Origin of the sequence: Parapedobacter indicus (assembly GCF_900113765.1) — a bacterium.
Lineage (GTDB): Bacteria > Bacteroidota > Bacteroidia > Sphingobacteriales > Sphingobacteriaceae > Parapedobacter > Parapedobacter indicus.
On record NZ_FOQO01000001.1, the window covers coordinates 195,182 to 220,727 of the forward strand.

At 46.9% G+C, this 25,546-nt stretch carries 20 protein-coding genes; 12 read left to right on the top strand and 8 right to left on the bottom strand.

Going from position 1 to position 25,546, the window contains the following annotated elements; all coding sequences use genetic code 11:
- Positions 1–27: 27 nt before the first annotated feature.
- From BMZ56_RS00755 to BMZ56_RS00765, 3 genes are all read left to right on the top strand, one after another.
- Positions 28–681, top strand: a complete 654-nt coding sequence (locus tag BMZ56_RS00755; protein ID WP_090624380.1) for a DUF4290 domain-containing protein — start codon at positions 28–30, stop codon at positions 679–681.
- Positions 678–2,003: a UDP-N-acetylglucosamine 1-carboxyvinyltransferase gene (gene murA, locus BMZ56_RS00760; RefSeq protein WP_090622671.1), complete on the top strand. Its 1,326-nt coding sequence runs from the start codon at positions 678–680 to the stop codon at positions 2,001–2,003. Before BMZ56_RS00755 ends, murA begins: the two co-directional genes overlap by 4 nt.
- A gap of 116 nt (positions 2,004–2,119) precedes the next feature.
- Positions 2,120–2,752, top strand: a complete 633-nt coding sequence (locus BMZ56_RS00765) for a YceI family protein (protein WP_090624382.1) — start codon at positions 2,120–2,122, stop codon at positions 2,750–2,752.
- Between the two features lie 63 nt (positions 2,753–2,815).
- On the opposite strand, the gene BMZ56_RS00770 is transcribed toward BMZ56_RS00765, so the two are convergent.
- The 5 genes from BMZ56_RS00770 to BMZ56_RS00790 form a co-directional block, all read right to left on the bottom strand.
- Positions 2,816–4,180 (bottom strand): pyridoxal-phosphate dependent enzyme, encoded by a 1,365-nt coding sequence (locus BMZ56_RS00770; protein ID WP_090622675.1) that lies wholly within the window; start codon positions 4,178–4,180, stop codon positions 2,816–2,818.
- 10 nt (positions 4,181–4,190) lie between these two features.
- Positions 4,191–5,012: an AMP nucleosidase gene (locus BMZ56_RS00775; RefSeq protein WP_090622679.1), complete on the bottom strand. Its 822-nt coding sequence runs from the start codon at positions 5,010–5,012 to the stop codon at positions 4,191–4,193.
- 15 nt (positions 5,013–5,027) lie between these two features.
- On the bottom strand, positions 5,028–6,275 hold the full coding sequence (gene clpX / locus BMZ56_RS00780) for an ATP-dependent Clp protease ATP-binding subunit ClpX (RefSeq protein WP_090622683.1): 1,248 nt from the start codon (positions 6,273–6,275) through the stop codon (positions 5,028–5,030).
- A gap of 2 nt (positions 6,276–6,277) precedes the next feature.
- Positions 6,278–6,973 carry an ATP-dependent Clp endopeptidase proteolytic subunit ClpP gene (gene clpP / locus BMZ56_RS00785; protein WP_090622687.1) on the bottom strand — a complete coding sequence of 232 codons (696 nt, stop codon included), beginning with the start codon at positions 6,971–6,973 and terminating at the stop codon, positions 6,278–6,280.
- Between the two features lie 158 nt (positions 6,974–7,131).
- Positions 7,132–7,599 (bottom strand): type I restriction enzyme HsdR N-terminal domain-containing protein, encoded by a 468-nt coding sequence (locus tag BMZ56_RS00790; RefSeq protein WP_090622691.1) that lies wholly within the window; start codon positions 7,597–7,599, stop codon positions 7,132–7,134.
- Between the two features lie 123 nt (positions 7,600–7,722).
- Here BMZ56_RS00790 and holA point away from each other — a divergent pair, with 123 nt between their 5' ends.
- Entirely contained in the window at positions 7,723–8,730 is a 1,008-nt protein-coding gene (gene holA, locus BMZ56_RS00795; protein WP_090622695.1) for a DNA polymerase III subunit delta, read from the top strand.
- A 3-nt stretch (positions 8,731–8,733) separates the two neighbouring features.
- Positions 8,734–9,291, top strand: coding sequence for a hypothetical protein (locus BMZ56_RS00800; RefSeq protein WP_090622703.1), 558 nt, complete (start codon positions 8,734–8,736; stop codon positions 9,289–9,291).
- 2 nt (positions 9,292–9,293) lie between these two features.
- Here the strand turns inward: BMZ56_RS00800 and BMZ56_RS00805 are convergent, their stop codons facing one another.
- Positions 9,294–10,709, bottom strand: coding sequence for a glycoside hydrolase family 28 protein (locus BMZ56_RS00805; RefSeq protein WP_090622707.1), 1,416 nt, complete (start codon positions 10,707–10,709; stop codon positions 9,294–9,296).
- A gap of 269 nt (positions 10,710–10,978) precedes the next feature.
- Here BMZ56_RS00805 and BMZ56_RS00810 point away from each other — a divergent pair, with 269 nt between their 5' ends.
- A complete protein-coding gene (locus BMZ56_RS00810) occupies positions 10,979–11,371 on the top strand; it encodes a DUF1801 domain-containing protein (RefSeq protein ID WP_245893023.1) in 393 nt (130 codons plus the stop codon).
- Positions 11,372–11,378: 7 nt separating this feature from the next.
- Here the strand turns inward: BMZ56_RS00810 and BMZ56_RS00815 are convergent, their stop codons facing one another.
- Both BMZ56_RS00815 and BMZ56_RS00820 read right to left on the bottom strand, forming a co-directional pair.
- Complete coding sequence (locus BMZ56_RS00815; protein WP_090622715.1) at positions 11,379–13,007, bottom strand: ABC-F family ATP-binding cassette domain-containing protein; 1,629 nt, start codon at positions 13,005–13,007, stop codon at positions 11,379–11,381.
- Between the two features lie 57 nt (positions 13,008–13,064).
- A complete protein-coding gene (locus BMZ56_RS00820; RefSeq protein ID WP_090622719.1) occupies positions 13,065–14,072 on the bottom strand; it encodes a LacI family DNA-binding transcriptional regulator in 1,008 nt (335 codons plus the stop codon).
- A 179-nt stretch (positions 14,073–14,251) separates the two neighbouring features.
- Between BMZ56_RS00820 and BMZ56_RS00825 the strand changes: the two genes are divergently transcribed.
- The 6 genes from BMZ56_RS00825 to BMZ56_RS00850 all read left to right on the top strand — a co-directional run bounded on the left by BMZ56_RS00825 (position 14,252) and on the right by BMZ56_RS00850 (position 25,443).
- Positions 14,252–14,851 carry an RNA polymerase sigma factor gene (locus BMZ56_RS00825; protein WP_090622723.1) on the top strand — a complete coding sequence of 200 codons (600 nt, stop codon included), beginning with the start codon at positions 14,252–14,254 and terminating at the stop codon, positions 14,849–14,851.
- Positions 14,852–14,953: 102 nt separating this feature from the next.
- Entirely contained in the window at positions 14,954–16,111 is a 1,158-nt protein-coding gene (locus BMZ56_RS00830) for a FecR family protein (protein ID WP_143072811.1), read from the top strand.
- 199 nt (positions 16,112–16,310) lie between these two features.
- Positions 16,311–19,652 (top strand): TonB-dependent receptor, encoded by a 3,342-nt coding sequence (locus tag BMZ56_RS00835; RefSeq protein ID WP_177194994.1) that lies wholly within the window; start codon positions 16,311–16,313, stop codon positions 19,650–19,652.
- Positions 19,653–19,679: 27 nt separating this feature from the next.
- Positions 19,680–21,155 carry a RagB/SusD family nutrient uptake outer membrane protein gene (locus BMZ56_RS00840; RefSeq protein ID WP_177194995.1) on the top strand — a complete coding sequence of 492 codons (1,476 nt, stop codon included), beginning with the start codon at positions 19,680–19,682 and terminating at the stop codon, positions 21,153–21,155.
- Positions 21,156–21,364: 209 nt separating this feature from the next.
- On the top strand, positions 21,365–24,100 hold the full coding sequence (locus BMZ56_RS00845) for a glycosyl hydrolase (protein ID WP_090622738.1): 2,736 nt from the start codon (positions 21,365–21,367) through the stop codon (positions 24,098–24,100).
- 35 nt (positions 24,101–24,135) lie between these two features.
- Entirely contained in the window at positions 24,136–25,443 is a 1,308-nt protein-coding gene (locus BMZ56_RS00850; protein ID WP_090622742.1) for a glucuronyl esterase domain-containing protein, read from the top strand.
- The last annotated feature ends 103 nt before the right edge of the window (positions 25,444–25,546 follow it).

Genomic DNA, 25,546 nt, shown 5'->3' on the forward strand with positions numbered 1-25,546 from the left:
CATAAACGATAGATAAAAAGTATGGAAATGAATTTTGATTATAACAGTACACGACCGAAGCTGATTTTGGCGGAGTACGGCCGAAATGTGCAGAACATGGTAGATTACATCTGTGCATTACCGACCAAGGAAGAGCGTAACCGCCATGCCCAAGTCGTGATCGACATGATGGGATTCCTCAATCCGCATCTTCGAGATGTAGCCGATTTCAAGCATAAATTATGGGATCACCTACACATTATATCGGACTTCAAGATCGACGTAGACTCACCTTATCCAACTCCTGATCGGACAGCCATTCACCCCAAACCGGAACTGCTTGAATATCCGCAGCATCGTATCCGGTATAAGCATTATGGGCATACCATCGAAAAGATGATTGAACGTGCCCGGAAAATCGCCGATCCGGAAAAGAAAAAGAGCATGACCCAGGCCATCGCCAATTTCATGAAAATGGCGTATATGACCTGGAATAAAGATTCCGTAGAAGACGATTTGATTATCACGGACCTTGGCGAATTGTCCAACGGCGAATTGCAGCTTGGACCCGATGTAAGCTTAACCAAGCTTGATTTCAAAACGCCGCCTCCAGGTAGCCGCACCAAAGGGGGTGCCACCCAGCAGAACAACAACGGGAAGAATAAAAAACAACAACCCCAAAAGAAAAAGAAGAAGCATTGAATGCATTCGAAATACATGGGGGCAACCCGTTAACCGGCGAAATTATTCCCCAAGGTGCGAAAAATGAAGCGCTACAGATTTTGTCGGCCGTCTTGCTGACAGAAGAAGCGGTGACCGTGAGTAATGTTCCCGACATCAAGGACGTTAATAAATTGATTGAGCTTCTTGGTGAGCTGGGAGTCGAGGTAGACCGCCGAAGCGGGGATACCTACGTGTTCCGGGCAAAAGATATTAACCTGGAATATTTCAAATCGGAGGCGTTCAAAAGTAAAGGCAGCGGCTTGCGTGGGTCTATTATGATTGTGGGACCGTTACTGGCGCGATTTGGAAAAGCGGCCATCCCAAAGCCCGGTGGTGATAAGATTGGACGTCGGAGACTGGATACTCATTTTCTCGGCTTTGAAAAATTGGGTGCGCGCTTCCATTACGATGCTGCCACTCACTTCTTCAATGTAGATGCAACTAATTTAACCGGCACGTACATTTTGATGGATGAGGCGTCCGTAACCGGTACCGCTAACGTTGTCATGGCAGCCGTGTTGGCTAAAGGAACAACAACTATTTATAATGCAGCGTGTGAACCTTATCTGCAGCAATTATGTAAAATGCTTAACCGGATGGGTGCGAAGATTACCGGTATTGGTTCAAATCTGTTGACCATCGAAGGGGTAGACCATTTGGGGGGAACTGAACACCGCATGTTGCCCGATATGATTGAGATCGGTTCGTTCATCGGACTTGCGGCGATGACTGAATCCGAAATTACCATTAAAGATGTACATTTTCAGGAATTAGGCATCATTCCGTCCGTTTTCTCCAAACTCGGAATCCAGTTTGAACTGAGGGGCGACGATATTTACATCCCGCATCAAACCAGTTACGAAATCGATACCTTTATCGATGGCTCAATTCTCACAGTGGCAGATGCGCCCTGGCCAGGTTTTACGCCCGATTTACTTAGTATCGTGCTGGTTGTGGCTACACAAGCCAAGGGCAATGTCTTGATCCATCAGAAGATGTTTGAAAGCCGGTTGTTTTTTGTCGACAAACTGATCGACATGGGTGCGCAGATTATTCTGTGTGATCCGCACAGGGCCACCGTAATCGGCCTTAACAAAGCATTTAAGTTGCGTGGAATTGAAATGACTTCCCCGGATATCCGCGCCGGTGTCTCCCTGTTGATTGCCGCATTATCGGCACAGGGAAAATCTGTCATTCATAATATTGAACAGATTGAACGGGGCTATCAGGATATTGAAAAGCGGTTGCAGGCAGTAGGGGCCAACATCCGCCGGATTGACTCGAATCCATCCTTGCATTAAAACTTTTTTGTCGATTAATTGTTAATTTTGCCGATAGGTATCGGAAATTACAATCGCTTTTATATTTTTGCGTCAAATAAATGTTTAGCCATCTATTACTTAATCATTTCAAATCCATGGAAAAATTAGTTTTATCAGTAGCAGCAGGGGCGTTGGTATTAGCGTCGTGTGTAAGCAACCCAGAAGGAAACAAGGCGGAAACTACCGATCATGTAGAAACAACAGAAACCGTAGGAGCCGGCAATGCATTGACGGTAGATACCAGTGCCTCGGAATTGGCATGGACGGGACGTAAGGTCAGTGGCCAGCATCACGGAACCGTGAAAATAAAATCCGGTTCGTTGACGGTAGAAAACGGTCAACTGACGGGAGGTAATTTTGTGGCGGATCTGACGACCATCACCAACCACGATCTCGATGGTGAGTACAAAGGGAAATTGGAAGGCCATTTGAAATCGGCCGACTTTTTCGATGTTGAGAACCATCCGGAAGCCACCTTCGAGATTACTGGTGTAGAACCGGGAGCGGAAGCCGGTGTTGTTAAGGTTTCAGGCAATTTGACCATTCGCGGCGTGAGCAAGAACATTACGTTTGATGCGCATGTACAAGAAGCTTCCGATACCTCAATCAAAGCAACCGCTGATTTTAATATTGCCCGTGAAGACTGGGGTGTGAATTACGCTGGACAGGCAGACGATTTAATCAGCAAGGAAATCAATTTGAAGGTAACGTTGGTAGCCAAAGCCTAAACGAATCCGTAACGGATTTTTGCCAAACAATATGATGAACCCCGGAGCTTTGCCCGGGGTTTTTTAGTATCCTGAAATTGCGTTGATGATATCGTATTGGGTAATGATGTTGATTTTGCCGTATTCATCCTCCACCAATACCGCTTGATTGTCTTTGTGGATAAGTGCTGATATCTTGTCGATTGATGTGAGGAGATCTACGAAAGGAAAAGATTGGGTACAGATTTCTTCCACCCGCGCTGATTTCAGGGTAGGATTCTCCAACAGGGCATGCAAGATGTCGGCTTCTGTGACCTTACCGATCACCATGCCTTGCTGAGTTACGGGTATTTGCGAAATGTTGAGTGTTTTCATCAGGTTGAATGTTTCCAAAACCGACTGTTCAACATCAGCCATCACAATCGGCACATTACCCCGCTTTCTAAGAATGGCTTGTGCAGTCAATTTTTCATCTTTGAGAAAGCCACGTTCACGGAGCCAGTCTTCGTTGTACATTTTGCCCATGTAGCGCGATCCATGGTCATGCAGGATGATGACGACCACCGAATTGCTGTCGAGCCGTTCACGCAATTGAAGCAACCCAGCCACGGCAGCTCCGGCAGAATTGCCGGCAAAAATTCCTTCTCTGCGAGCAATTTCCCGCGTCATCAGGGCCGCATCTTTATCGGTCACTTTCTCGAATAGGTCGATCACATCGAAGTCTACATTCTTAGGTAGGAAGTCTTCCCCGATGCCCTCCGTGATGTACGGATAGATTTCCTCCTTATCAAATATTCCCGTCTCTTTATATTTCTTGAAGACCGATCCATAGGAGTCGATCCCCCAGACTTGGATGCCGGGGTTCCTTTCTTTCAAGTACCGTCCGGCTCCACTGATGGTTCCGCCGGTGCCTACACCAACAATCAAATGCGTAATCCGGCCTTCGGTTTGTTTCCATATTTCGGGGCCGGTTTGTTCATAATGTGCCTGCGTGTTGGACAGGTTGTCGTATTGATTGGCTTTCCATGAGTTGGGGGTTTCTCTTTCTAAACGGCTGGATACCGAATAGTACGAGCGGGGATCTTCGGGGTCTACATTAGTGGGGCAGACAATCACTTCCGCGCCGAAAGCGCGCAAGGCATCGATCTTTTCCTTGGATTGCTTATCGGTCGTTGTGAAGATACATTTATACCCCTTGATCACCGCTGCGATCGCCAGCCCCATACCGGTATTGCCGGATGTGCCTTCAATGATGGTTCCCCCGGGTTTGAGTAACCCAGCCTTTTCAGCATCTTCAATCATCTTTACCGCCATACGGTCCTTGATGGAATTTCCCGGGTTCGTGGTTTCCACTTTCACCAGTATGGTGCCTTTGACATCTTTTGTGATGTTGTTGAGCCTAACAAGGGGAGTATTGCCGATGGTTTCCAATATGTTGTTGTACCACATCGCAGAACGATTAAAATTTCAGGTGTTTTACCGTCAGTCCGTCGTTGATGAGCTGCCGCAATGATTCGATCCCAATGGTAAGGTGTGTTTCTACAAACTCAGCGGTTACGCTCGAATCGCTCTCTACCGTTTTCACACCTTCGGGAATCATGGGCTGGTCCGAAACAAGAAGGAGAGCTCCGGTGGGAATTTTGTTGGCAAATCCAACGGAAAATATGGTGGCTGTTTCCATATCCACCAGCATGGCGCGAATGCGCTTGAGGTACCGTTTGAAGTCCTTATCGTGCTCCCACACCCGCCGGTTAGTTGTGTAAACGGTTCCAGTCCAATAATCCAGTGAGTGATCCCTTATGGTTGTAGAGATTGCCTTTTGTAATGCAAATGCTGGCAGGGCTGGTACTTCGGGCGGAAAGTAGTCGTTTGACGTCCCCTCACCCCGGATAGCGGCAATCGGCAATACGAGATCGCCGATTTTGTTTTTTTTCTTGAGCCCTCCGGCCTTGCCAAGGAATAATACCGCTTTGGGCGCGATGGCCGACAGCAAATCCATAATCGTTGCCGCCATGGGGCTGCCCATTCCGAAATTGATGATGGTGATACCTTCGGCGGTCACGCTTTGCATGGGCTTGTCCAATCCCAGGATGGGTGCGTTATCATGCATCTCGGAAAAGAGCTTCACATAATTGGAGAAATTGGTCAGCAAAATGTACTTCCCGAATTGATCCAAGGAGCGACTCGTGTACCGGGGTAGCCAGTTATTTACGATATCCTCCTTGGATTTCAAGCCCGGTTTGATCGGACTTTGTACCGGTGTTGCCTTTTTTGCTGCCATGGCGGGCCTCCCTTATTATGCCGCTTTCAGCTTTTTCAAATCAGATTTTTCAAATTTGTGTTTAGCATATTCCAGCGATATGTAGAACTCTTTCGACTCATTTTTAGTTTTGGTAGAAGGCATTTCAAACATGGCATCCAGCATAATCGCTTCGCAAATGGACCGGAGTCCGCGCGCTCCCAGCTTAAATTCTTCGGCCTTATCGACGATGAACTCGAAAACATCCTCGTCAAATTTGAGCGTCACACCCTCGTAATCAAACAATTTCTTGTATTGCTTGATGAGCGCATTTTTGGGTTCAGTAAGTATGTTCAGAAGCGTTGTTTTGTCGAGTGGATTAAGGTACGTCAATACAGGCAATCTTCCGATTAGCTCCGGAATTAAACCGTAATTTTTTAAGTCTTGCGGTGTGATATACTTATAAAGATTGTTAACATCGATATCGGTGTCTTCCTTGTTGACTTTGTACCCGATGGTTTGGGTGCGCAACCGGTTGGCTATCTTCTTCTGAATGCCATCAAACGCACCGCCGCACATGAACAGAATGTTATTCGTGTTGACGGCGATCATTTTTTGATCGGGGTGTTTGCGACCACCCTGCGGGGGCACATTTACGATGGTGCCTTCCAGGATTTTCAGTAATGCCTGCTGTACTCCCTCGCCGGAGACATCACGTGTGATGGACGGATTGTCGCTTTTGCGAGCGATTTTGTCAATTTCGTCGATGTAGATGATTCCGCGCTCGGCGGCGGCCACGTCGTAATCGGCAGCTTGCAGCAGACGGGTGAGGATACTTTCCACATCTTCGCCCACGTAACCCGCTTCCGTCAGCACCGTAGCATCGCAGATGCAGAACGGTACATTCAGAATTTTAGCAATGGTCTTTGCCAAGAGGGTTTTTCCCGTACCCGTTTCACCCACCATGATGATATTGGATTTTTCAATCTCAATTTCATCTTTGTCTACTTTTTGGTTAAGCCGCTTATAGTGGTTATATACCGATACCGCCATAACCTTTTTGGCGTCGTCCTGTCCAATCACATATTGGTCAAGGTGCTCCTTAATTTCGATGGGCCGTATCAGCTTCAATGTCGTTTGCAGCGCCTTGCTTTTGCGCAGGTTCATCTCCTCGGCCAGAATCTCACCGGCTTGGGTGATACAGCGGTCACATATGTGTGCACCGTCGCCCGCGATGAGCATCAATGCATCCTGTTTCCGTATGCCGCAAAATGAGCAGGTCACTTCTTTCATGTTTTTCGCCATTTTTATTTTTCCTTTTTGGAACTCAGCACCTCATCTACCATGCCGTGTTCCTTGGCTTCCGAAGACGTCATCCAGTAGTCGCGATCCGACGATTTTTCCACCCAATCATAAGGTTTTCCCGAATGGTGCGAGATTATTTCGTACAATTCTTTTTTCAATTTCAGCATCTCACGGAGATTGATTTCCATGTCCGATGCTACCCCCTGTGCACCCCCAGAAGGTTGGTGAATCATCACCCGCGAGTGTGTCAACGCCGCACGTTTACCTTTAGCTCCGGCGCAGAGCAAGACTGCTCCCATGGAAGCTGCCATACCGGTACAGATGGTGGCAACGTCGGGCGTGATGTACTGCATGGTATCGTAGATGCCCAAGCCAGCGTATACACTTCCACCCGGCGAATTGATGTAAATCTGAATGTCCCGATGGGCATCTGCAGATTGAAGAAAGAGCAGTTGCGCCTGGATAATATTGGCCACTTGATCGGTCACGGCATCTCCTAAAAAGATAATCCGGTCCATCATCAGGCGGGAAAACACGTCCATTTGTGCCACATTCAACTGACGCTCTTCGATGATATAAGGCGTGAGTGATGTAGGCATCTTATGTTCCACGCGGGAGATAAAGCTGTCTACATGTTGGCTGCCAATCCGGTGGTGTTTGATTGCATATTTTCTGAATTCCTTTTTATCGATACTCATGTTATTCTGATTAATTCCGCTAATATATGTGAATTTGTTCAAATTTTTACCTAGTGGGACGGTATTTAATCGTTGCGACAAACATCGGGCCATCGGCACTTAACTGGGTTGGACTGCCAAAATGCCCGGTGGTTTGCTGTCAGCGTGTCGGTTTTTGATTAGGTGGTGAAAGGTGTGCCGAAATCGGGAAGGTCAGCGAGAAATTCAAAGGAACGCTGCTCGAAATCAATGCGGCAATAGTAATGCTGCAGACCGTTACTCACCAGCAAAAACGGAATGCGGTGAACGGTGTTATACCGGGCGATCTGTTCAAACGCCGCTTGGGTAATTTTTACAGAGGGTGCCTTGAATTCTGCAAGTAAAATCTTATTTCCCCCTGTATCGTAGACTACCAAATCACTCCGGCGAGGCATGGTGTTGACTTTGAGCCCACCCTCCAGTTTGATGAGCGACTTGGGACAACGCTTTGCGCGAATGAGGTGTTGTACCCAATGCTGCCGTACCCATTCTTCGGGCGTAAGCACCAGCTGCTTTTTGCGCAGTTCATCGAATATATACGACTTTTCGCCATCCTGTTGGATCTTTGCTGCATATGCCGGTAGATTCAGCGGTATCGGGATAAACATACTGCAAACTTAGGGAAGTTACGTGTAAAACTTAAAATTATGTTTAATTTGGCGGCGTGAAAGGGTTCAGGGCAATATCGCTAAGAAAGCCGCTTTGCGACGTTACACCTTTGGGAGAAAAAAATGGATGCTACTAAGATTATAGCCGACATAAAAAACGGGAAGTTGCTTCCTGTATACCTGCTGCACGGGGAGGAACCCTATTACATTGATCAGATCAGCGATTACATTGAGCAACATGTGCTGGAGGAAGCCCAAAAGGGATTCGACCAAACAATCCTATACGGCAAAGATACCGATTTTGTAACCTTGGTGAATGCGGCCAAGCGGTATCCAATGCTAGGCAATCATCAGGTCATTATTGTCAAAGAAGCCCAGAATCTCAGATGGAAAGGCGACGATGACTTATTACTGGCCTATTTGGAAAACCCGATGAAAAGCACCGTATTGGTGCTTGCCCATAAACATGGAAAATTCGACAAACGGAAAAAGATTTACAAAGTCGCGGAAAAAGTTGGCATCGTGCTTGAATCGGCCAAACTGTACGACGACAAAGTGGCGCCGTGGATAGCCTCGTTTGTGAAGGATCGTGGGTGGGGGATACATCCGCAGGCTGCGGCAATGATGGCCGAATACCTGGGTAACGACCTCTCAAAAGTAGTGAACGAATTGGAAAAGCTGATGCTCAACGTTCCCAAAGAGCGGGAGATTTCCGCGCAGGATATCGAACGCAATATCGGTATCAGCAAAGATTTTAATGTGTTTGAATTGAATACGGCATTGGCCAAGCGGGATGCCGTCAAAGCGTTTCAAATCGTCTCCTATTTTGCAGCCAATCCGCGAAGCAATCCAATACAGGTGATATTGGGCGCGATGGCTGGTTATTTTACCAAAATACTGAAATACCACTACCTGCCGGATAAGTCACCCCAACTAGTGGCGCGGGAGTTGGGGGTCCACCCGTTTTTCACGCGGGAATACGATCTGGCAGCCCGCAGCTATAACCGTCGTAAAACGTTCGACATTATCGCCTATCTACGTGAATATGACCTAAAGTCGAAGGGCCTGAATGCAGTGAATGTTGAACCGGGCGATCTACTCAAGGAATTGGTTTATAAAATCCTCCATTAACGAATGAATAAGCATCTGTTTGTACTCGCTTTTTTGATCTTTTGTTTTTGTCTTCCGATTCAGGCACAACGGCGCGGAACCTATACGGTCCTGCAGGCAGGAGGTATGTTTGGCCTGTCTACTACCAGCGACCAATCGGCGATGCATGGCTATCAGTTCCAGTTTGCTTTTGGCCGTAATTTTTACGACCGGATGTACCTGGGGTTGGGGATTGGTAATGATGTATACCGGGGGCGCTCGGATTTGGCAGATGGTAGCCGTTCGACGCGACGGATCAGCACGTTGCCCATATTTGTTGATTTCAGAGTGCCATTTGCCCGGCTATCGCCACTGGGTACCTTTGGTGTGGTGGCCGATGCAGGATATGCCCCGAGCATAGGCGCAGATTATTTCAAAGGATTTATGGGCAAGGCGGGTATCACGTATTCCCATTTACTGGTAGAAGGGTCCGATCTCCAATTCAGTGCCGGATATGGATTCCAGCAATTTGATTCCCGATTTTCCGGAAAGGTCTTTAGCCAGCACAACGTGTTCATTACCGTGGGATTGTTTGTGCATTGATATCACAAGGCTACATTTTTCGACTGTTTTATCTGTATTTTCCGGCGGCGTTTTGCGTCGATGGTTACTCCATGAAAATCCCAATCTTCGGCATACTTGATGGATCCAGCTTCGCTGGCTCCGATGTAGATATTTTCGAAAAAAAACCGCTGCAACGGACGCTCTTTTAATCCCTCTGCATGGAATGCTTGTTGGATGTTTTTTGCCGTGAGGTGGGAGATAGAAATATCCCGGAAAACAGGAATACCTCGCTCTTTGGGAACCACCGGTTCGAGTATGGTCACCCAATAATCCGGTACCTCGTGGATGGAGTAATGCTTCGGCAGCGAAGCATAGCTATAGGATGGATACCAATTGGAAGTAATTTCAAGGGCGATCCCCACGCTGTCCATTGTAATATGCTCGAAATGGACATCTTCCACCACACCGCCCCGGGTGGTGGCGGATTTGAACCGGATACCGGTACGCGTGCCCAGCGCTTTCAGGTGACGGGCGATAATATGACGCATGCTACCGGATGTTTCGCTGCCGAAGGTGATAAGTCCGGCTCCATTGCGGGAGACGCAATGTTGTACCAATACGTATTCCGTCGGGCGGTTTACGCGGAGCCCATCCCAATCCCTACCTGCCTTGAGACAGAAATTGTCGTCGTTGCAATCGATGTCTGCATTTTGAATTAATATCCAAGAAGAGGAATCGATGTCAATACCGTCGGTACTGGGGCCATGTCCGCCGATGTTATTCCGTATGGTGATCCCGTCGACGGTTACGTACGACGAATACAGGATGTGGACGGTCCAAAATCCAGCTCTTTTGAATGTCACATCTTCAATTAAAATATCCCAGCATCCATCTACAAGCAGTGTCCGTGGCCGCTTGGCGTCATAATCAACAATCCAACGCAGTTTCTTCCGGTCATAGTCATCGCGCAGCGCCCAATACGCATCCCAAAAAGGTTTTCCCTGGCCATCGATGACACCACCGCCTGTTACGGCGGCATTTTTTTGGTGAAGAATATTAATCAGTGCGGATGGCCACATCATTTCGATACCCGCTACACGCGTAGGAATTTCCGGATAATCGGCCAAATTCTGGCTTCCCAGCAATTCCACTCCCTCGTCAACCTGTAGCTGCACGCCACTTTTTAGGTAAAGTGACCCAGTTAGGTATTTTCCCTTATTGAATATCACTATCCCGCCGCCCTGCGCGGCACTGGCGTCGATAGCGGCTTGAATCGCAGCGGTGTTGAGTGTAGTTCCATCGGGGATTGCCCCATAGTCAGCCACGTTGAACAGCTTATCCGGGATATCCAGTTTGCGTACTCCTACATAAGATACCCATTCGGGATCCTCGGCTACGGCATCCGCCACCGAACTTACCAACGACAAAATACACAGGATTCGAAGGGAAAATTTCATTAACGATGGGATTGATTCTCCTGCAAGTATAGACATAGCAGACTTATTAACCAAATTAACAATAGGCTCGTATCTTTGTTTGTCTTTCTTGTTGGTATCCCGAATCCGTATATATTTCCTCGATAAAAGCGGTCTCTCAACGGCGGAGGAGAGATCGACAAACCGCGAAGCGCTCATGAATGCCATTCAAGACGAATACGCTATGAATAATTCGTTTTATATGCAACGCAATTATATTGCATATAAAACGAATTTATCTAAGTTTGTATATGATGAACGAATCGATCCAAACATATCACGCTTTTCTGCAAGGCGAAGATCGTGAAATCGCAAATCTTCTGTATATGGAAATCAGCGCTCAGCTTCCTGAAGCAGAAGGGAAAAAATGGCACGGTCACCCCGTTTGGTTCTTAGCTGGAAATCCAGTTGTAGGATACGCCAAGCGCAAAGATGGTATCAACCTGATGTTCTGGAGCGGCCAATCGTTTGACGAACCCCTTCTGAAAAAGGAAGGAAAATTTCAAGCAGCTGAAATCCGTTACACGGCCGCAAGAGAGCTCAATTCCACCGATCTGAAACGATGGCTCAAAAAAGCCCGTGACATCCAGTGGGACTACAAGAACATAGTCAAACGCAAAGGTGTGTTAGAGCGACTTAGGTAACCAACGCCTATGCCGATGCGTACATCCCTTCCCGCTGCTCTTTCACCGCCTCGCTATTGATGTAGTCGTCATAACTCATTAACTTGTCAATGATACCACTTGGCGTCAACTCGATGATACGGTTGGCCACCGTTTGGGTCAGCTCATGGTCACGTGAAGTAAACAGGATGCTGCCCCGGAAATCATTCATCCCGTTGTTGAGCGCGGTAATCGATTCGAGATCGAGGTGGTTGGTCGGTTCATCGAAGAGTAGCATATTCGCCCCCTGCAGCATCATGCGGGAGAACATGCATCGCATCTTTTCGCCACCGGAAAGTACCGAGCATTTCTTGAGTACCTCTTCGCCCGAGAAGAGCATTTTTCCGAGAAAGCCACGGATGAACTGTTCGTCTTTTTCGCCAGAGGCATATTCTCGCAACCAGTCGATAAGATTCTCGTTTTTCCCTTCGAAATACGCCGTATTATCCATTGGAATATCGGCAATATTGATGGTAACACCCCATTTGAAGCTGCCGTCATGATCGGTATCGCGTCCGGTAAGGATGTCGTAAAAAGCCGTTGTGGCCAAACTGTTCTGGGAAAGCACAGCGATTTTATCGCCCTTGTTCACCATGAAGTTTGCATCGCGGAAAAGCACCTCGCCATTTACCGTTTTTCCAAGTTTTTCAACTTGCAGAATCTGGTCGCCGGCCTCCCGATTCATCGTATTGAACATGATGGCGGGATATTTCCGGTTCGAAGGCTTGATTTCTTCGAGGTTGATTTTTTCCAGCGCTTTTTTCCGGCTGGTAGCTTGTTTCGATTTGGACGCGTTGGCACTGAAGCGGCGTATAAACTCCTGCAGCTCCTTAACCTTGTCTTCCATCTTCTTATTCTGATCGGCACGCTGTTTCAACGCTAATTGGCTGGACTCATACCAAAAGGTGTAATTACCCGTATAAATATTCATCTTACCGAAGTCGATGTCCACCACGTGGGTACACACGGAATCAAGGAAGTGACGGTCGTGCGACACGACCAATACGATGGCCTCGTAACCGGCAAGAAAATCCTCCAGCCAGGCGATGGTATTTATATCTAAGTCGTTGGTAGGCTCGTCCAGCAGCAGAATATCCGGACTGCCAAAAAGTGCCTGTGCCAATAATACACGTACCTTTTGATTACCATCCAACTCTTTTACCAGCTTATAGTGGAGCGCTTCATCAATACCTAGGTTGCTCAGTAGCGTTGCCGCATCACTTTCTGCATTCCAACCGTCCATTTCTGCAAATTTGGCTTCCAGCTCACCAGCACGCTCGCCATCGGCGTCTGAGAAATTCTCCTTGGCATAGATGGCGTCTTTCTCCTTCATGATGTCGTAAAGTTCTTTATGACCCATCATCACCGTTTCGATGACGGAGAACTCGTCAAATGCATAGTGATCCTGCTTCAATACGGCCATGCGCTCACCGGGAGTGAAGCTTACCGAACCGGTGGTGGGATCCACATCGCCCGAGATGATCTTCAGGAAAGTGGATTTGCCGGCACCGTTTGCACCGATGATGCCATAGCAATTTCCGGGTGTAAACTTCAGGTTGACATCTTCAAACAATACGCGCTTACCATAACGGAGCGACAGGTTGGACACATTAATCATGGGCGCAAAGGTACGGTTTTAAATACGAAATAAGAAGTTAGGGATACGAAGTACCCCTTATCGTTGTATCAGCTCCGTTTCCAATACGATGTTTTCGAAATCGTATACCGGGTAGCGGCTTTCAATCAGTTGAATGAGCATCTCCATGGCTACCTGGCCCATTTTAAACGCAGGTTGGCGAATGCAAGTAAAACCCGGTTGTAGCAGGTCTAGCACGTCTGAATTGGAAAATCCGGCTACGGCAGGGTGGGATTCCCTAGGCATTAGTTTGTTGTAGGCACTGAGACATCCCATGCTGAGGCGGTCGCTGGCCACAAAAATAGCGTCAGGTTTTTCCCTAAGGTTAATAAAATAACGAGCGGCTTCGTCCACTTCCTCTTGCACGCGCCCGCCGTGATGACAATAGCGGATGAGTGACTCATCCAAGGGAATGTCGCATTGTCGCAAGGCTTCCTCATATCCTTCCAGACGCTCGGCTGTAATGGATAAATGCGGGGCATTGGCCAAATGGGCAATTTTTTTGAATCCCCGGTCAATCAAGGACAATGTAGCCTGTTTGGCGCCCTTCCGGTTGTCGGATGTCACGGTATGGGTTTCGAAATCATCAATTACCCGATCAAAAAAGACGATGGGCAGTCCTTGTTCATGCAGCTTTAGAATATGAGAGAAGTCTTTGGTCTCTGCCGACATGGAAATCAGTAATCCATCCACCGCACGGTTGGCCAGGTGTTGTATATTAACCACCTCGCGTTCGTAGGCATCGTGGCTTTGTGAAATAATGACGTGGTAACCTTTGCCGTAGGCTACCGACTCAATGCCGTCGATGGCCTGTGAGAAAAAGCTATTGGCCACTTCGCATACTACTACGCCAATGGAGTAGCTCCGGCCGTGACGTAGGCTGGAAGCTATGGGGTTACGGCGGTAATTGTGCTTTTCGGCGTATTCAATCACACGTTTCTTTGTTTCCTCGTTGATCTCGTAACTATCACTCAATGCCCGCGAAACGGTAGAGGGCGAAAGTTCCAGCGCGTGGGCGATGTCTTTTATGGTAATGGGCTTGAACACGGGTAAATCATTGTTTCTACAAAACTAAAAAAAAAGCGGACTTTTCAGCTGTTCATCCATCGGTTTCCCTGGCGACTGCGTATTTTAGGGAGGGGGTGTATTTAATACCTGGATTTTTTTTATGTTTGTTAAACAATTATAAACGATAAGCGGCGATTTCACACATTTAGACGCTAGCTATGCAATCTGAGGGTAAGATTAGGATATTACTTTCGCAGCTTCGTGACGGCAGTGAATGTGCATTTGAGCAGTTATATCATATGCACAGCAATATGCTGTTGGCTAATATCAGGTCTTTAGTAAAAGATCGAGAAGTTTCCTGTGACATTCTTCAGGACCTCTATGTGAAGGTATGGGAATATCGCCATTCCATTGACCCAAGTAAATCCTACGAGGCTTTTTTGTTTACGATGGCTCGAAACCTGGTTTATGATTACCTTCGAAAAACTGCACGTGATAGGAAGAAACGGGTTGAGCTTCTGAATGTTGTCTTGGAATCCTATCCTCATGTGGAAGAATATATGATGGCGAAAGAACAGGAAGGGTTGCTGGTGAACGCCGTGAATCAGTTACCCGAACAATGTCGAAAGGTATATACACTCAGTAAACTGGAAGGAAAAAGCCACCAGGAAATCAGTCATATGCTGTGCATCTCGCTGGCTACCGTTAATAACCACATGGTCAATGCGAATCGGAAAGTACGTTCTTTTTTGCTCCATCACAAAGAAGTTTCGTTGATGATCCTGCTATATGTTGTTTCGCAAAGCCTAAAATTTTAATGTTGATATTCAATTAGATAAATTGAATATCATTCTTTTTTTCGAACGGACTAGTTATTGTTTTTCACCGGTTCGTATTCCCCATATATAACCAATGATCCTATGGGGCGCTTCGAAGCACTATTACGGAAATATCAGGCTAATCGCTGTACGCCCGAAGAACTGGAAGAATTGCTGGCACACTTCGGCAGCGATTTGAATACAGAGGAGATCAAAAAAGCCATCGAACAGCAATTGATCGAGAAGGGAGGGGAAACAAAGGAACTGCGGAGTGAAACCGATGAAATTTATAAACAAATTAAACGACGCATCTATACGCCCAAGCGATCTTATGGAAGACGTGTCTATCGATGGTGGGCGGCGGCTGCCATTCTTTTTTGCGGCTCTCTTGTTGGTTATTATTTGACCAATAGCGATCACTTACCTGTTAGCGAACCCAACCCGAATACACCCGGACCAATCGTCGCCGGAGGAAATCGGGCTACGTTGACGTTGGCGAATGGAGATACGATTCTGCTAACAAATTCTGCCAACGGACAACTGGCCGAGGATGGGGGAGTGGCCATTCAAAAAACACATGACGGACAATTGGTTTATACATCTGCAGCGGGCGAAAGCAACGGCGTAACCGGAACAAACCAGTTGACCACGCCCAACGGCGGAATATATAATGTCGTTTTATCGGATGGATCACACGTATGGCTAAATGCGGCTTCCACGCTCAGCTATCCGTTGATGTTCACGGACGATGAGCGGTGGGTTGAATTGAGTGGAGAGGCTTATTTCGAAATTGTCCATGATACGAAGCCATTTAAAGTCATCAGCAACGGGCAAATCGTCCACGTATTGGGCACAGCATTTAATGTAGATGCCTATGCCAATGCGGCCGCGATCCGGACGACGCTGCTTCAGGGTGCCGTCAAACTTTCCTACCAGAATCGGGAAACATTGTTGAAACCCGGAGAAATGGCCGTGAATGATTTAAAGGGGAAAATACAGATAAAACCGGCAGACAGAGACAAGATATTGGCATGGAAAAATGGAATGTTTGTTTTCAACAACGAAAGTATTGCCGATATCATGCGCAAAGTAGCACGCTGGTATGACATCGAAGTAACCTATGAAGACGCGGTAGCCGACAAGAAATTATGGGGTACCGTATCTCGTTACCGAACCATTAACGAACTACTGGACAATATTGCGCTGGCAGGTAACATTAACTACAGAATCGAAGGAAGGAGGGTCATTCTAATGAAATAGGGCAGTTCTTTTTCCAACACGAAAGACCAAAAACCAGAAGCCTGGCCGCTTCTGGTTAGCAACAGTCTAAATTAGGCTGTTGGGGGTCATAGTTAATTGTATTGCATAACCAATTTTCTAAAACCACATTCAAATGTATGTAAATTTTATTGTACCTCGACGCACGAAGTGTTTGTGTATCCAATCAAAGTTATGGCGAATGATGAAACTTTCAGTTTTGTTTGTTATGGTGGCTTTTATGCATGTGAGTGCCGCATCGAATGCGCAGCAAATCACCTTACATAAAACGAATGCAAAACTCAGCGAGACCTTAGAGGATATTCGCAAACAAAGCGGTTACAGTTTATTGTGCGATGCCGATTTAATCAATCGCGCATATCCCGTAACGATCGCTGTAGAGAGCGTTTCGCTAGAAGAAGCATTGCAGAAAAGCCTCCTTGGTCAGCCTTTTTCTTATAAAATCAACAACCGGACGATTGTCATTCATGCGAAGCATGAATCGCCGGGACGGTTGCAGCAACAACCCCCACAGCGGCAGGTAACCGGAAAAGTAGTCGACGGTAACAATCAGCCTCTTTCTGGGGTTTCCGTAAAGCTTAAAGGTGGGCAGGCTACAACCGTTACCGATGCCGATGGCTTGTTTACATCCCTGATACCGAGTGACAATGCAACGCTGATTTTTACATTCATCGGTTTTGCAAGCCAGGAAGTTGCCGTTCGGGCAGGTTCCACCGTGAATGTGAAGATGGTTGAAGAAAGCAGTGACCTGGATGAAGTCGTCGTTGTGGGCTATGGGACGATGAGAAAACGGGACTTGACGGGTTCGGTGTCCTCCATTAAATCGGAAGATATAAAGCGTTCTCCCGTCACCTCGTTTGATCAGGCTATTCAAGGCAAAGCAGCCGGGGTACAGGTAACGCAAGCCTCTTCAGCTCCAGGTGGTAGAGTTGTGATCAGGGTTCGTGGAGGTAACTCATTAAGTAGCAGTAATGAACCGTTGTATGTGGTGGATGGCTTTCCTATTTCCGCCGGGAGTTCTGCCGGCGGTAACGGTACCGCGCAAAATCCGTTGGCAACATTAAATACGGCAGACATTGCCTCCATAGAAATATTAAAGGATGCATCGGCAACTGCAATTTATGGAGCCCGTGGTGCCAACGGAGTCGTACTAATCACTACAAAAAGAGGGAGTGTAGGAAAGCCGCAAGTTACATTCGATACGTATTATGGCGTTCAAACATTAATAAAAAAGCTCGATATGATGAATGCTATGGAATACGCGACATTGGTAAATGAAGCAAGAGCCAATGACGGACAAGATCCGGTATTTCCCAATCCAAACAATCCACATTATTTTCCTGAGATTTCTTCGTTAGGTAAAGGTATAGATTATCAAGACCAGGTATTCACTAGCGCACCTACTCAGAATCATAATATAGGTATTAACGGAGGTAACGAAGGCATTCGTTATTCTATAGGTGGAGGCTATTTTGGTCAGGAAGGGATTATTAAGAACAGTGATTTCAACCGTGCTTCTTTCCGTTCCAATTTGGACATACAAATAATACCGAATCTGACGGTTAATACGAATATCTCTGCCAGTCATATCTGGGCCAATGGAATGCCTTCTGAAGGCGATGGAGGTGGAGGTACCGGCGGAGTTGTGCACGGCGCAATTACAATGCCTGCTTCTGTGCCTATTTTTGATGAAGATGGGAGTTATACCATGACCAACCCTACCCCTGGAAGTACTCCCAGTAATAACCCCATTGCTACAGTCAATCATTATAAAGATAAGCAGGAAATCGATCGTCTGCTGGGTTCTGTAGATGTAAATTGGGAAATAAGAAACGATTTGACGTTAAAAGTTACTTTTGGAGCAGATCGATCTACTGCCAACAGGTCGTACTACTGGCCTAAAGAAACACATCGAGGATATACCAAAGACGGAGAGGCTTATCAACGATACCGCAGAGATGCCTCTTACCTGAATGAAAATATTTTAACTTACAATAAAGTGTTCGGGGACCATTCCATTAACGCGATGGGTGGATTTACCTGGCAGGTATTTCATTACAAAAGTTTTGAAACGTCGTCCACCGGTTATTCCACAGATTTATATTTGGCAGACAATTTAGGGGCCGGAACAACATATGGCCAACCCGGATCCAGCAGAACACAAAGCCAGTTGGCATCTTACCTAGGCCGATTAAACTACGTCTACAAAGACCGGTACTTGTTTACGTTTACCGCCCGGTCTGATGGGAGTTCTAAATTCGGAGCAAATAATAAATGGTCTTTCTTTCCTTCCGTTGCAGTGGCCTGGCGCGCTTCCGAAGAGGAATTCATGCAAAGCTTGTATTGGCTGTCTGATCTTAAACTAAGAACGAGTTATGGAAAGACAGGTAATCAGAATATCGATAGTTACAAATCGATGGCCATGCTTGGAACCATGAATTATCCGCTGGGAGGAGCTCTGAATTCCGGTGCAGGACCTAATAATATCCCCAATCCGGATCTGAAATGGGAAACAACGGCAACGACAGATGTAGGTTTGGATATGGGGTTGTTCAATAACAGATTATCGTTAGTTGTTGATTATTATTATAAAAAGACAACCGATTTGTTATGGAATATCAGTACGCCAAGTTCAACTGGATTCACATCCATATTCAAAAACATCGGAAGCCTTGAAAACAAAGGATTGGAAATGGCACTGGGAGCAGATGCACTTACCGGACAGTTTAAATGGAATACACAGTTGAACTGGTCGAGAAACCGCAACAAGGTATTGGAAATCCCAGGATACACCCCCAGTACGCAAGGTTCAATATCCGGCCATTTGAAAATAAACGGAAGTTGGCTTGAACCCGGATTGCCTGTTGGTGTTTGGAATTTGCTGAAGTATGACGGAGTATTCCAGAACGAGGAACAATTAGCAGAAGGGCCTCATTCCTCAAGCAACGACCAGTTAGGAGATGCTCGGTTTGTAGATAGAAATGGTGACGGTACGATCAATTATACGGACGACCGGATGATTGTAGGCGATCCGAATCCGGATTTTATCTATGGATGGACGAATAACTTTTCTTTTAAGGGATTTGACCTTTCCGTCTATATCCAGGGTTCGCAGGGCAATGATATCCTCAATGTACAACGAGCTGAAACGAATGTATCAGGCCCGTGGGGAAATCAACGGCGAGAAATGCTGGACCGTTGGACGCCCGCCAATACAACCAGCGGTATCCCCAGGGCACGGGTAACCGTAGACCCGTTGCTTCTGCAGTCCGACTGGTTGATTGAAGACGGTAGTTATTTGCGCTTTAAGACCATATCGTTAGGATATACGTTCGAGAATTTGAAGTTTATAAACTCACTGCGTTTGTATGTGACCGGGCAGAATCTGATAACCATAACCGACTATCAGGGTTTCGATCCGGAGGTAAACTCCCCAGGGAACAGCAATCTCCAATTAGGCGTCGATTATAACGCATATCCGTCTTATAAGGCGATGCTGTTCGGCATGAATATATCATTCTGATTAACTAATTATTAATGTGTGATGATTATGAAAATTAAACCAATAATACTTGCTTTAGCGGTCCCGCTGATATTTTTTACCGGTTGTTCCGAGGGATTTTTGGAAGAGAAAGTGTACAGCAATATAACACCGTCTAATTTTTACAAGACCGAAGATGATGCGAAAACCGCGCTGATATCTGTCTATAGCTCGTTGCGTAGCAGCAATGGTTTTCAACGCCAGATCATACTCGCTGCTGAATATCCGGGAGAAGCGACATGGCCGAACAACTCGGGAGAAGCATGGCGGACAGAAATGGATCAATTTAAATGGACAACCAGTTCAACGGGCTTTTATCAAATATGGTCTCAATTATACGTAACAATCAATCGTGCGAACACCGTACTTTCTTATATGGAGAACATTCAGTTTGAAACCCCGGGTTTAAAGGAGCGGATAATCGGTGAAGCACGCTTTTTGCGAGGACTTGCCTACCTTTATCTAATTCGTTTCTTTGAGAATGTTCCGCTTAAAACGGAAGAAAATATGAGTGAAATAGAAAGTTCAAATGAAGGGACCAGCGACGCAGTTTGGGCGCTCATTTTTGCTGATTTTGAATATGCCAAGAACAATCTGAATTCGAAGAATACCGGTGCGGACGTCGGAAGGGCTACCGCCGGAGCTGCCCAAACGATGTTAGCCAAAGCCTATTTATCCTATGCCGGAAAACCGTGGAATAAATCTGAGTATTGGAGCAAAGCAGCCGAGGAGGCCAAATCGGTTATTGATAACAGTGCCTATGGTTATGATTTGGAAGGGGAGTATGAAAAAGTTTTTTTGCTGGAAAATGAACATGGCCCTGAATATATTTTCAGTGTGGAATATGAAAGTTTTATGGGACAGGGTTGGGATTTTCCTACGTTTACAGGGATCAGAAGCGGTGATCAGCTCAAACTGGATGGTTGGTCGTCGCTTACCGTTGAAACAGCTTTTTTTGACGGTATGGATGAAGCAGATAAGAGAAGAAATAAAACGTTTGTTTTATCTTATCAGGGAATAAATAATCCGGATCGAACCTATACATATCCGGGAAATATATCGCTGCCTCACTACAATAAATACATCGACATGGAAGATGTTGGCAGTGGTACCGCCGATTATGCCCTGAATCATTACATAACAAGATTTTCAGATTTATTGCTAATGCATTCGGAGGCTGAAAATGAAGTAAACGGACCCGGAGACAATGCGTTGTATGGAATCAACCGGGTGAGGGCCCGAGCCGGGCTCCCTGCTTTAAAAAGCTCCGACTTTACAAAGGAGACACTTCGGGAGGCTATATTCCAGGAAAGGTTATGGGAATTGTGTGAGGAAGGCCATGTGTGGTTTGATATGAAACGTATGAATCTGATGACTACACGTATCAAAAAATACAACGTAGAAGAAAAGCATTACGTTTTCCCTATTCCACAGAATGAATTGGATGTAAATCCAAGCCTGGTTCAAAACAGTTTGTATAAATAAACGACCACACCTTAGGTCACCGCGTAAAAAATTAGTTGATTTTTACTCGGTGACCTAACAATTTTAAATACCTTACTGCGGAGAGCCTCCAATAACTCCTTTTTCAATGCGCCCCACTGTTTTCGGCAACGATTGCGTATTTTACGTGGGATTGATATCCCTTTTTGTGTTTAATTTGTCGTGGTAAAGACCAGTAAAACAATATCGTTATGAATATCGGACCCATCTACCTGGTTATTTTTTGCATCAGCGTATTGGATGTTTCCGCACAACAGAATCCATGGCCCGAGCCAACGAAGGAAAGTAAACCCTGGGCCCGATGGTGGTGGATGGGTAATGCCGTGGATACGGAGAATCTCACTGCGGCCATGAGCAAATACAGCGAGGTTGGAATCGGCGGTCTAGAAATAGCCCCGATTTATGGAGCAAGGGGCTTCGAGGACCGTTATTTGCAATTTCTCTCTCCGGCTTGGGTGGATAGGTTTCAGTTTGCGCTACGTGAGGGAGATCGCCTCGATCTGGGCATCGACCTTACAACAGGAACAGGCTGGCCGTTCGGAGGGCCGCAGGTTTCTGTGGAAAATGCGGCTACTCGATTGATTTATCGTACCTACAGGCTTGGCCAGGGGCAGCGGCTCAGGGAAGCGATCCGTCCTGAAAGCCAAAAAAAAGATGACAAGGCGGTCTTGTTGGAAGTAGTTGCCTTCGAAGGAGTTAACCATTCCGAGGTGATAACGGAAAAAGTAAGAGCTAATGGGATGCTGGACTGGGCTGCCCCAAACGGCGATTGGACGTTATACGCGATTTTTAATGGCAAGACGGGACAGAAAGTGAAACGTGCGGCTCCGGGTGGAGCGGGGTATACACTTGATCATTTTTCCAGCGACGCTGTTGACCACTACCTAGCACGTTTCGATAAGGCATTGGTTAACGAAGAGATGGGCGTTCGGGCCTTTTACAACGATAGCTACGAAGTATATGGCGCCGATTGGACGCCTGGTTTTTTTGGTGAGTTTAAAAGCCGGCGCGGGTACGACCTTCGTTTGTACCTTCCGAAGCTGCTTGCAGACAGCGGGGATACCCAGGTGGCACGCATAAAATCTGACTACCGGGAAACCATCGGGGACCTACTGCGTGAGAACTTTACCACGCGGTGGACAGCATGGGCACATGACCGTGGTGCCAAAACTAAAAATCAGGCTCACGGGTCGCCGGCAAACCTGCTTGATCTGTATGCCACCGTAGACATCCCCGAGATGGAGACGTTCGGTTCCAGCGACTTCCCGATTCCGGGGTTCAAATCCGGAATCAAACCTAAAAGCGGCGACAAGCCAGACCCCGTACTGATGAAGTTTCCCAGTTCGGCAGCGCACCTGATGGGAAAGCCGTTAGTGTCGTCAGAAACGTTTACCTGGCTGGGCGAACATTTCCGCTCATCGTTGGCGCAATTCAAACCTGAAGTGGAACAGTGTTTCTTGGCGGGAATCAATCATGTCTTTTACCATGGTATTACCTATTCGCCGCAGGATATTCCATGGCCTGGATGGTTATTCTATGCATCGGTCAACATGGTGCCCACCAACAGCTGGTGGTCACATTCCCGTGGACTTAACACCTACATCACCCGGGTGCAGTCCATCTTGCAGTCCTCGTCAGTAGACAATGAAGTGTTGCTTTACTGGCCGATCTATGATGTCTGGGACGATCCGAAAGGAAGAATGAAAGCGCTTACCTACCACAACGTGGAAGACTGGTTACACCCTTCTGCTTTTTATCGTTCAGCCATAGCATTGATGGATAACGGATACGGCGTCGATTTTGTATCGGATCGGTTACTGGCAGATATGCAAGCCGTGAACGGCAAACTGCAGAGCCCGGGAGGAAACCGTTACCGCGTATTATTGATTCCTGCCGCGCGGCGGATACCACTTGAAACGCTGGCAAAAATTAAAGAATTGGCTGAAATGGGTGCGACGGTGGTATTTGAGGAACTACCTGAAGATGTTCCCGGTTTCGGAGACTATGAACGACGAAGCCGGTCCTTCAAACAGGCCGTTAACAGCCTTCCGTCTATCCGAAATGTACATGTGATACCGGATGTGATCTCCGGGCTGGAGAACATTGGATTATCCGGCGAGCCTATCGTACAGGAAGGAATACGTTTTATCCGGTTGAAATCCGGGGATAAAACCAGTTATTATTTGGTAAATCACGGAAATAAAGATATGGATAAAGAGGTGGTTTTTAATGCGAAAGGAAATTATGCTCTCTTAATGGATCCACAACAGGGTGATTTCGGCTGGTGCCATGCGGAAAGGCAAGGCGATCGGGTAAAGGTTCGCTTACAGATTCGCGCAGGGGAAAGCTTATTTGTTCAATTTGCTGATAAGGAGGATTCCAGAAGCGGTCAGATCCGATGGAATTATTGGGGATCCGTAGATGAAGTAATCAACCCGGAAGGCGGGTGGAAGTTAACTTTTATCAAAGGAGGTCCTCAATTGCCTGCCAATCAGAAATTTCGGGAACCGGTCTTTTGGACGTCACTTTCAGGCGAAGCTTACTCGTCGTTCAGCGGTACGGCGGCATACGAAACCACATGTATCATTGATGCGGTTGATAGCACCGGCCGGTACGATTTGGTTCTTGATGACCTTGCCGAAAGTGCGCAGGTATGGGTTAACGGCGAAGATGCCGGTTTTATATGGTCCGTTCCTTACCATCTTGAAATTTCAAAATACCTGAGACCGGGCAAGAACACCCTTCGCATCGAGGTGGCCAACTTGATGGCCAACCGGATCCGGTTCATGGATAGAAATCGGATCAAGTGGAACGACTACCACGAAATCAACGTTGTCAACATTGACTATAAAAAATTCGACGCTTCGGCTTGGGAAGTACAGCCTTCGGGGTTGCAGGGCAGCATAGCAATCTGGAAATACCGATAAACACCGCAATGATTGTAAACCAAAAATCTTGTCATATGATCAGATCTGTGGAAACCCTTTTATTCATCTTGCTGTTTGCCTGTGCTACGGGTTACGGCCAGCCAGATCCCAATCAACGGGTTGCGGGATTTCCCGTAAATTACGATGAGGCGAAAGCAGGACCCTATACATTGCCCGACTTGCTAACCTTGGAAAATGGGCAGAAAGTGACCAGTAAAGAAATGTGGACCCATCAGCGCAGGCACGAAATTCACCGATTGTTTGAAACAACACAGTTCGGAAAGACACCTCCGAAACCTGTAGACCTATCATTCAAAGTATTTGAAAATGGAACGGCAGTATTTGGAGGAAAAGCCATCCGAAAACAAGTAACTATTTATTTTACCAAAGACACGACCGACCATAAAGTGGATATATTGTTCTATTTGCCGACAAAGATGCACGAAAAGGTGCCCCTCCTGCTCAATATTTCTTTCGGCTCCAATAATAAGGCGGTCGACGATCCCGACGTCAAAGCGGGGCTCGTTTGGCCGCGGGAAGGTAAAGGCGTTGTGAGGATGCTTGCAACCCGAACTGGTGGCGAACCGCCAAGACATGCGATACCTATTGAAGACATGGTGTCCAACGGTATTGGTTTTGCTACGTTGTATTATGGTGATATAGAACCCGACCTTAAAAAGGGTATGCAACTAGGTGGTATACGGAAGTATTACCTGAAAAGGGGCCAAACCGGGCCCGAAGCAGATGAATGGGGAGCCATTGCTGCCTGGTCTTGGGGGCTGAGCCGCGTCATGGATTACCTGGAAACCGACAACCGGGTCGACGCCAAACGCGTAGCGCTCACTGGTTCATCGCGCTTGGGTAAGACCGTATTGTGGACGGGTGCCAATGACCCGCGTTTCAAAATGGTACTGGCCAGCTGTTCCGGAGAAGGTGGCGCTGCGCTGAGTAGACGTGATTATGGAGAAAATATCAAACATATGACGGATACATCGCGGTATTATTATCAGTTTGCACCCAATAGGCACTCGTATTCCAATGATTTCAACAGTTGTCCCGTTGATGCCCACGAATTGATTGCACTGATGGCGCCCCGTTATCTCTTATTGCAGACTGGCGATACCGATTATTGGTCGGATCCGAAAGGTGAGTTCCTAGCGGCCCGGGCCGCCCAGCCCGTATATGATCTATTTGGCGTCCGGAATTTATTCCCGGAGATGCCAAAGGCCGGAGATACTTCGTTGGCCTATCAACCGCTGGGGTATTACATGCACGATGGCGGGCACGGTATGATTCCCTCAGACTGGCAGGTATTTATTGAATACATGAAAAAATTTTTATAGAATCCACGCCCTCGCCCAATTTGCAATGTGCGCTATAGCTGTCCTGCAATCGTTACCGGGATCGATTGCGTAGATATTTTGCACCCATGTTCATCCGCTAGTT

Coding starts and splice junctions, on each gene's coding strand:
- BMZ56_RS00850 (WP_090622742.1), top strand. CDS start 24,136: ATGATCAGATCTGTGGAAACCCTTTTATTCATCTTGCTGTTTGCCTGT.
- BMZ56_RS00805 (WP_090622707.1), bottom strand. CDS start 10,709: ATGAAATTTTCCCTTCGAATCCTGTGTATTTTGTCGTTGGTAAGTTCG.
- BMZ56_RS00845 (WP_090622738.1), top strand. CDS start 21,365: ATGAATATCGGACCCATCTACCTGGTTATTTTTTGCATCAGCGTATTG.
- BMZ56_RS00765 (WP_090624382.1), top strand. CDS start 2,120: ATGGAAAAATTAGTTTTATCAGTAGCAGCAGGGGCGTTGGTATTAGCG.
- clpP (WP_090622687.1), bottom strand. CDS start 6,973: ATGAGTATCGATAAAAAGGAATTCAGAAAATATGCAATCAAACACCAC.
- BMZ56_RS00755 (WP_090624380.1), top strand. CDS start 28: ATGAATTTTGATTATAACAGTACACGACCGAAGCTGATTTTGGCGGAG.
- BMZ56_RS00775 (WP_090622679.1), bottom strand. CDS start 5,012: ATGGCAGCAAAAAAGGCAACACCGGTACAAAGTCCGATCAAACCGGGC.
- BMZ56_RS00830 (WP_143072811.1), top strand. CDS start 14,954: ATGGGGCGCTTCGAAGCACTATTACGGAAATATCAGGCTAATCGCTGT.
- holA (WP_090622695.1), top strand. CDS start 7,723: ATGGATGCTACTAAGATTATAGCCGACATAAAAAACGGGAAGTTGCTT.
- BMZ56_RS00810 (WP_245893023.1), top strand. CDS start 10,979: ATGATGAACGAATCGATCCAAACATATCACGCTTTTCTGCAAGGCGAA.
- clpX (WP_090622683.1), bottom strand. CDS start 6,275: ATGGCGAAAAACATGAAAGAAGTGACCTGCTCATTTTGCGGCATACGG.
- BMZ56_RS00770 (WP_090622675.1), bottom strand. CDS start 4,180: ATGTGGTACAACAACATATTGGAAACCATCGGCAATACTCCCCTTGTT.
- BMZ56_RS00835 (WP_177194994.1), top strand. CDS start 16,311: ATGATGAAACTTTCAGTTTTGTTTGTTATGGTGGCTTTTATGCATGTG.
- BMZ56_RS00840 (WP_177194995.1), top strand. CDS start 19,680: ATGAAAATTAAACCAATAATACTTGCTTTAGCGGTCCCGCTGATATTT.
- BMZ56_RS00815 (WP_090622715.1), bottom strand. CDS start 13,007: ATGATTAATGTGTCCAACCTGTCGCTCCGTTATGGTAAGCGCGTATTG.
- BMZ56_RS00790 (WP_090622691.1), bottom strand. CDS start 7,599: ATGTTTATCCCGATACCGCTGAATCTACCGGCATATGCAGCAAAGATC.
- BMZ56_RS00800 (WP_090622703.1), top strand. CDS start 8,734: ATGAATAAGCATCTGTTTGTACTCGCTTTTTTGATCTTTTGTTTTTGT.
- BMZ56_RS00825 (WP_090622723.1), top strand. CDS start 14,252: ATGCAATCTGAGGGTAAGATTAGGATATTACTTTCGCAGCTTCGTGAC.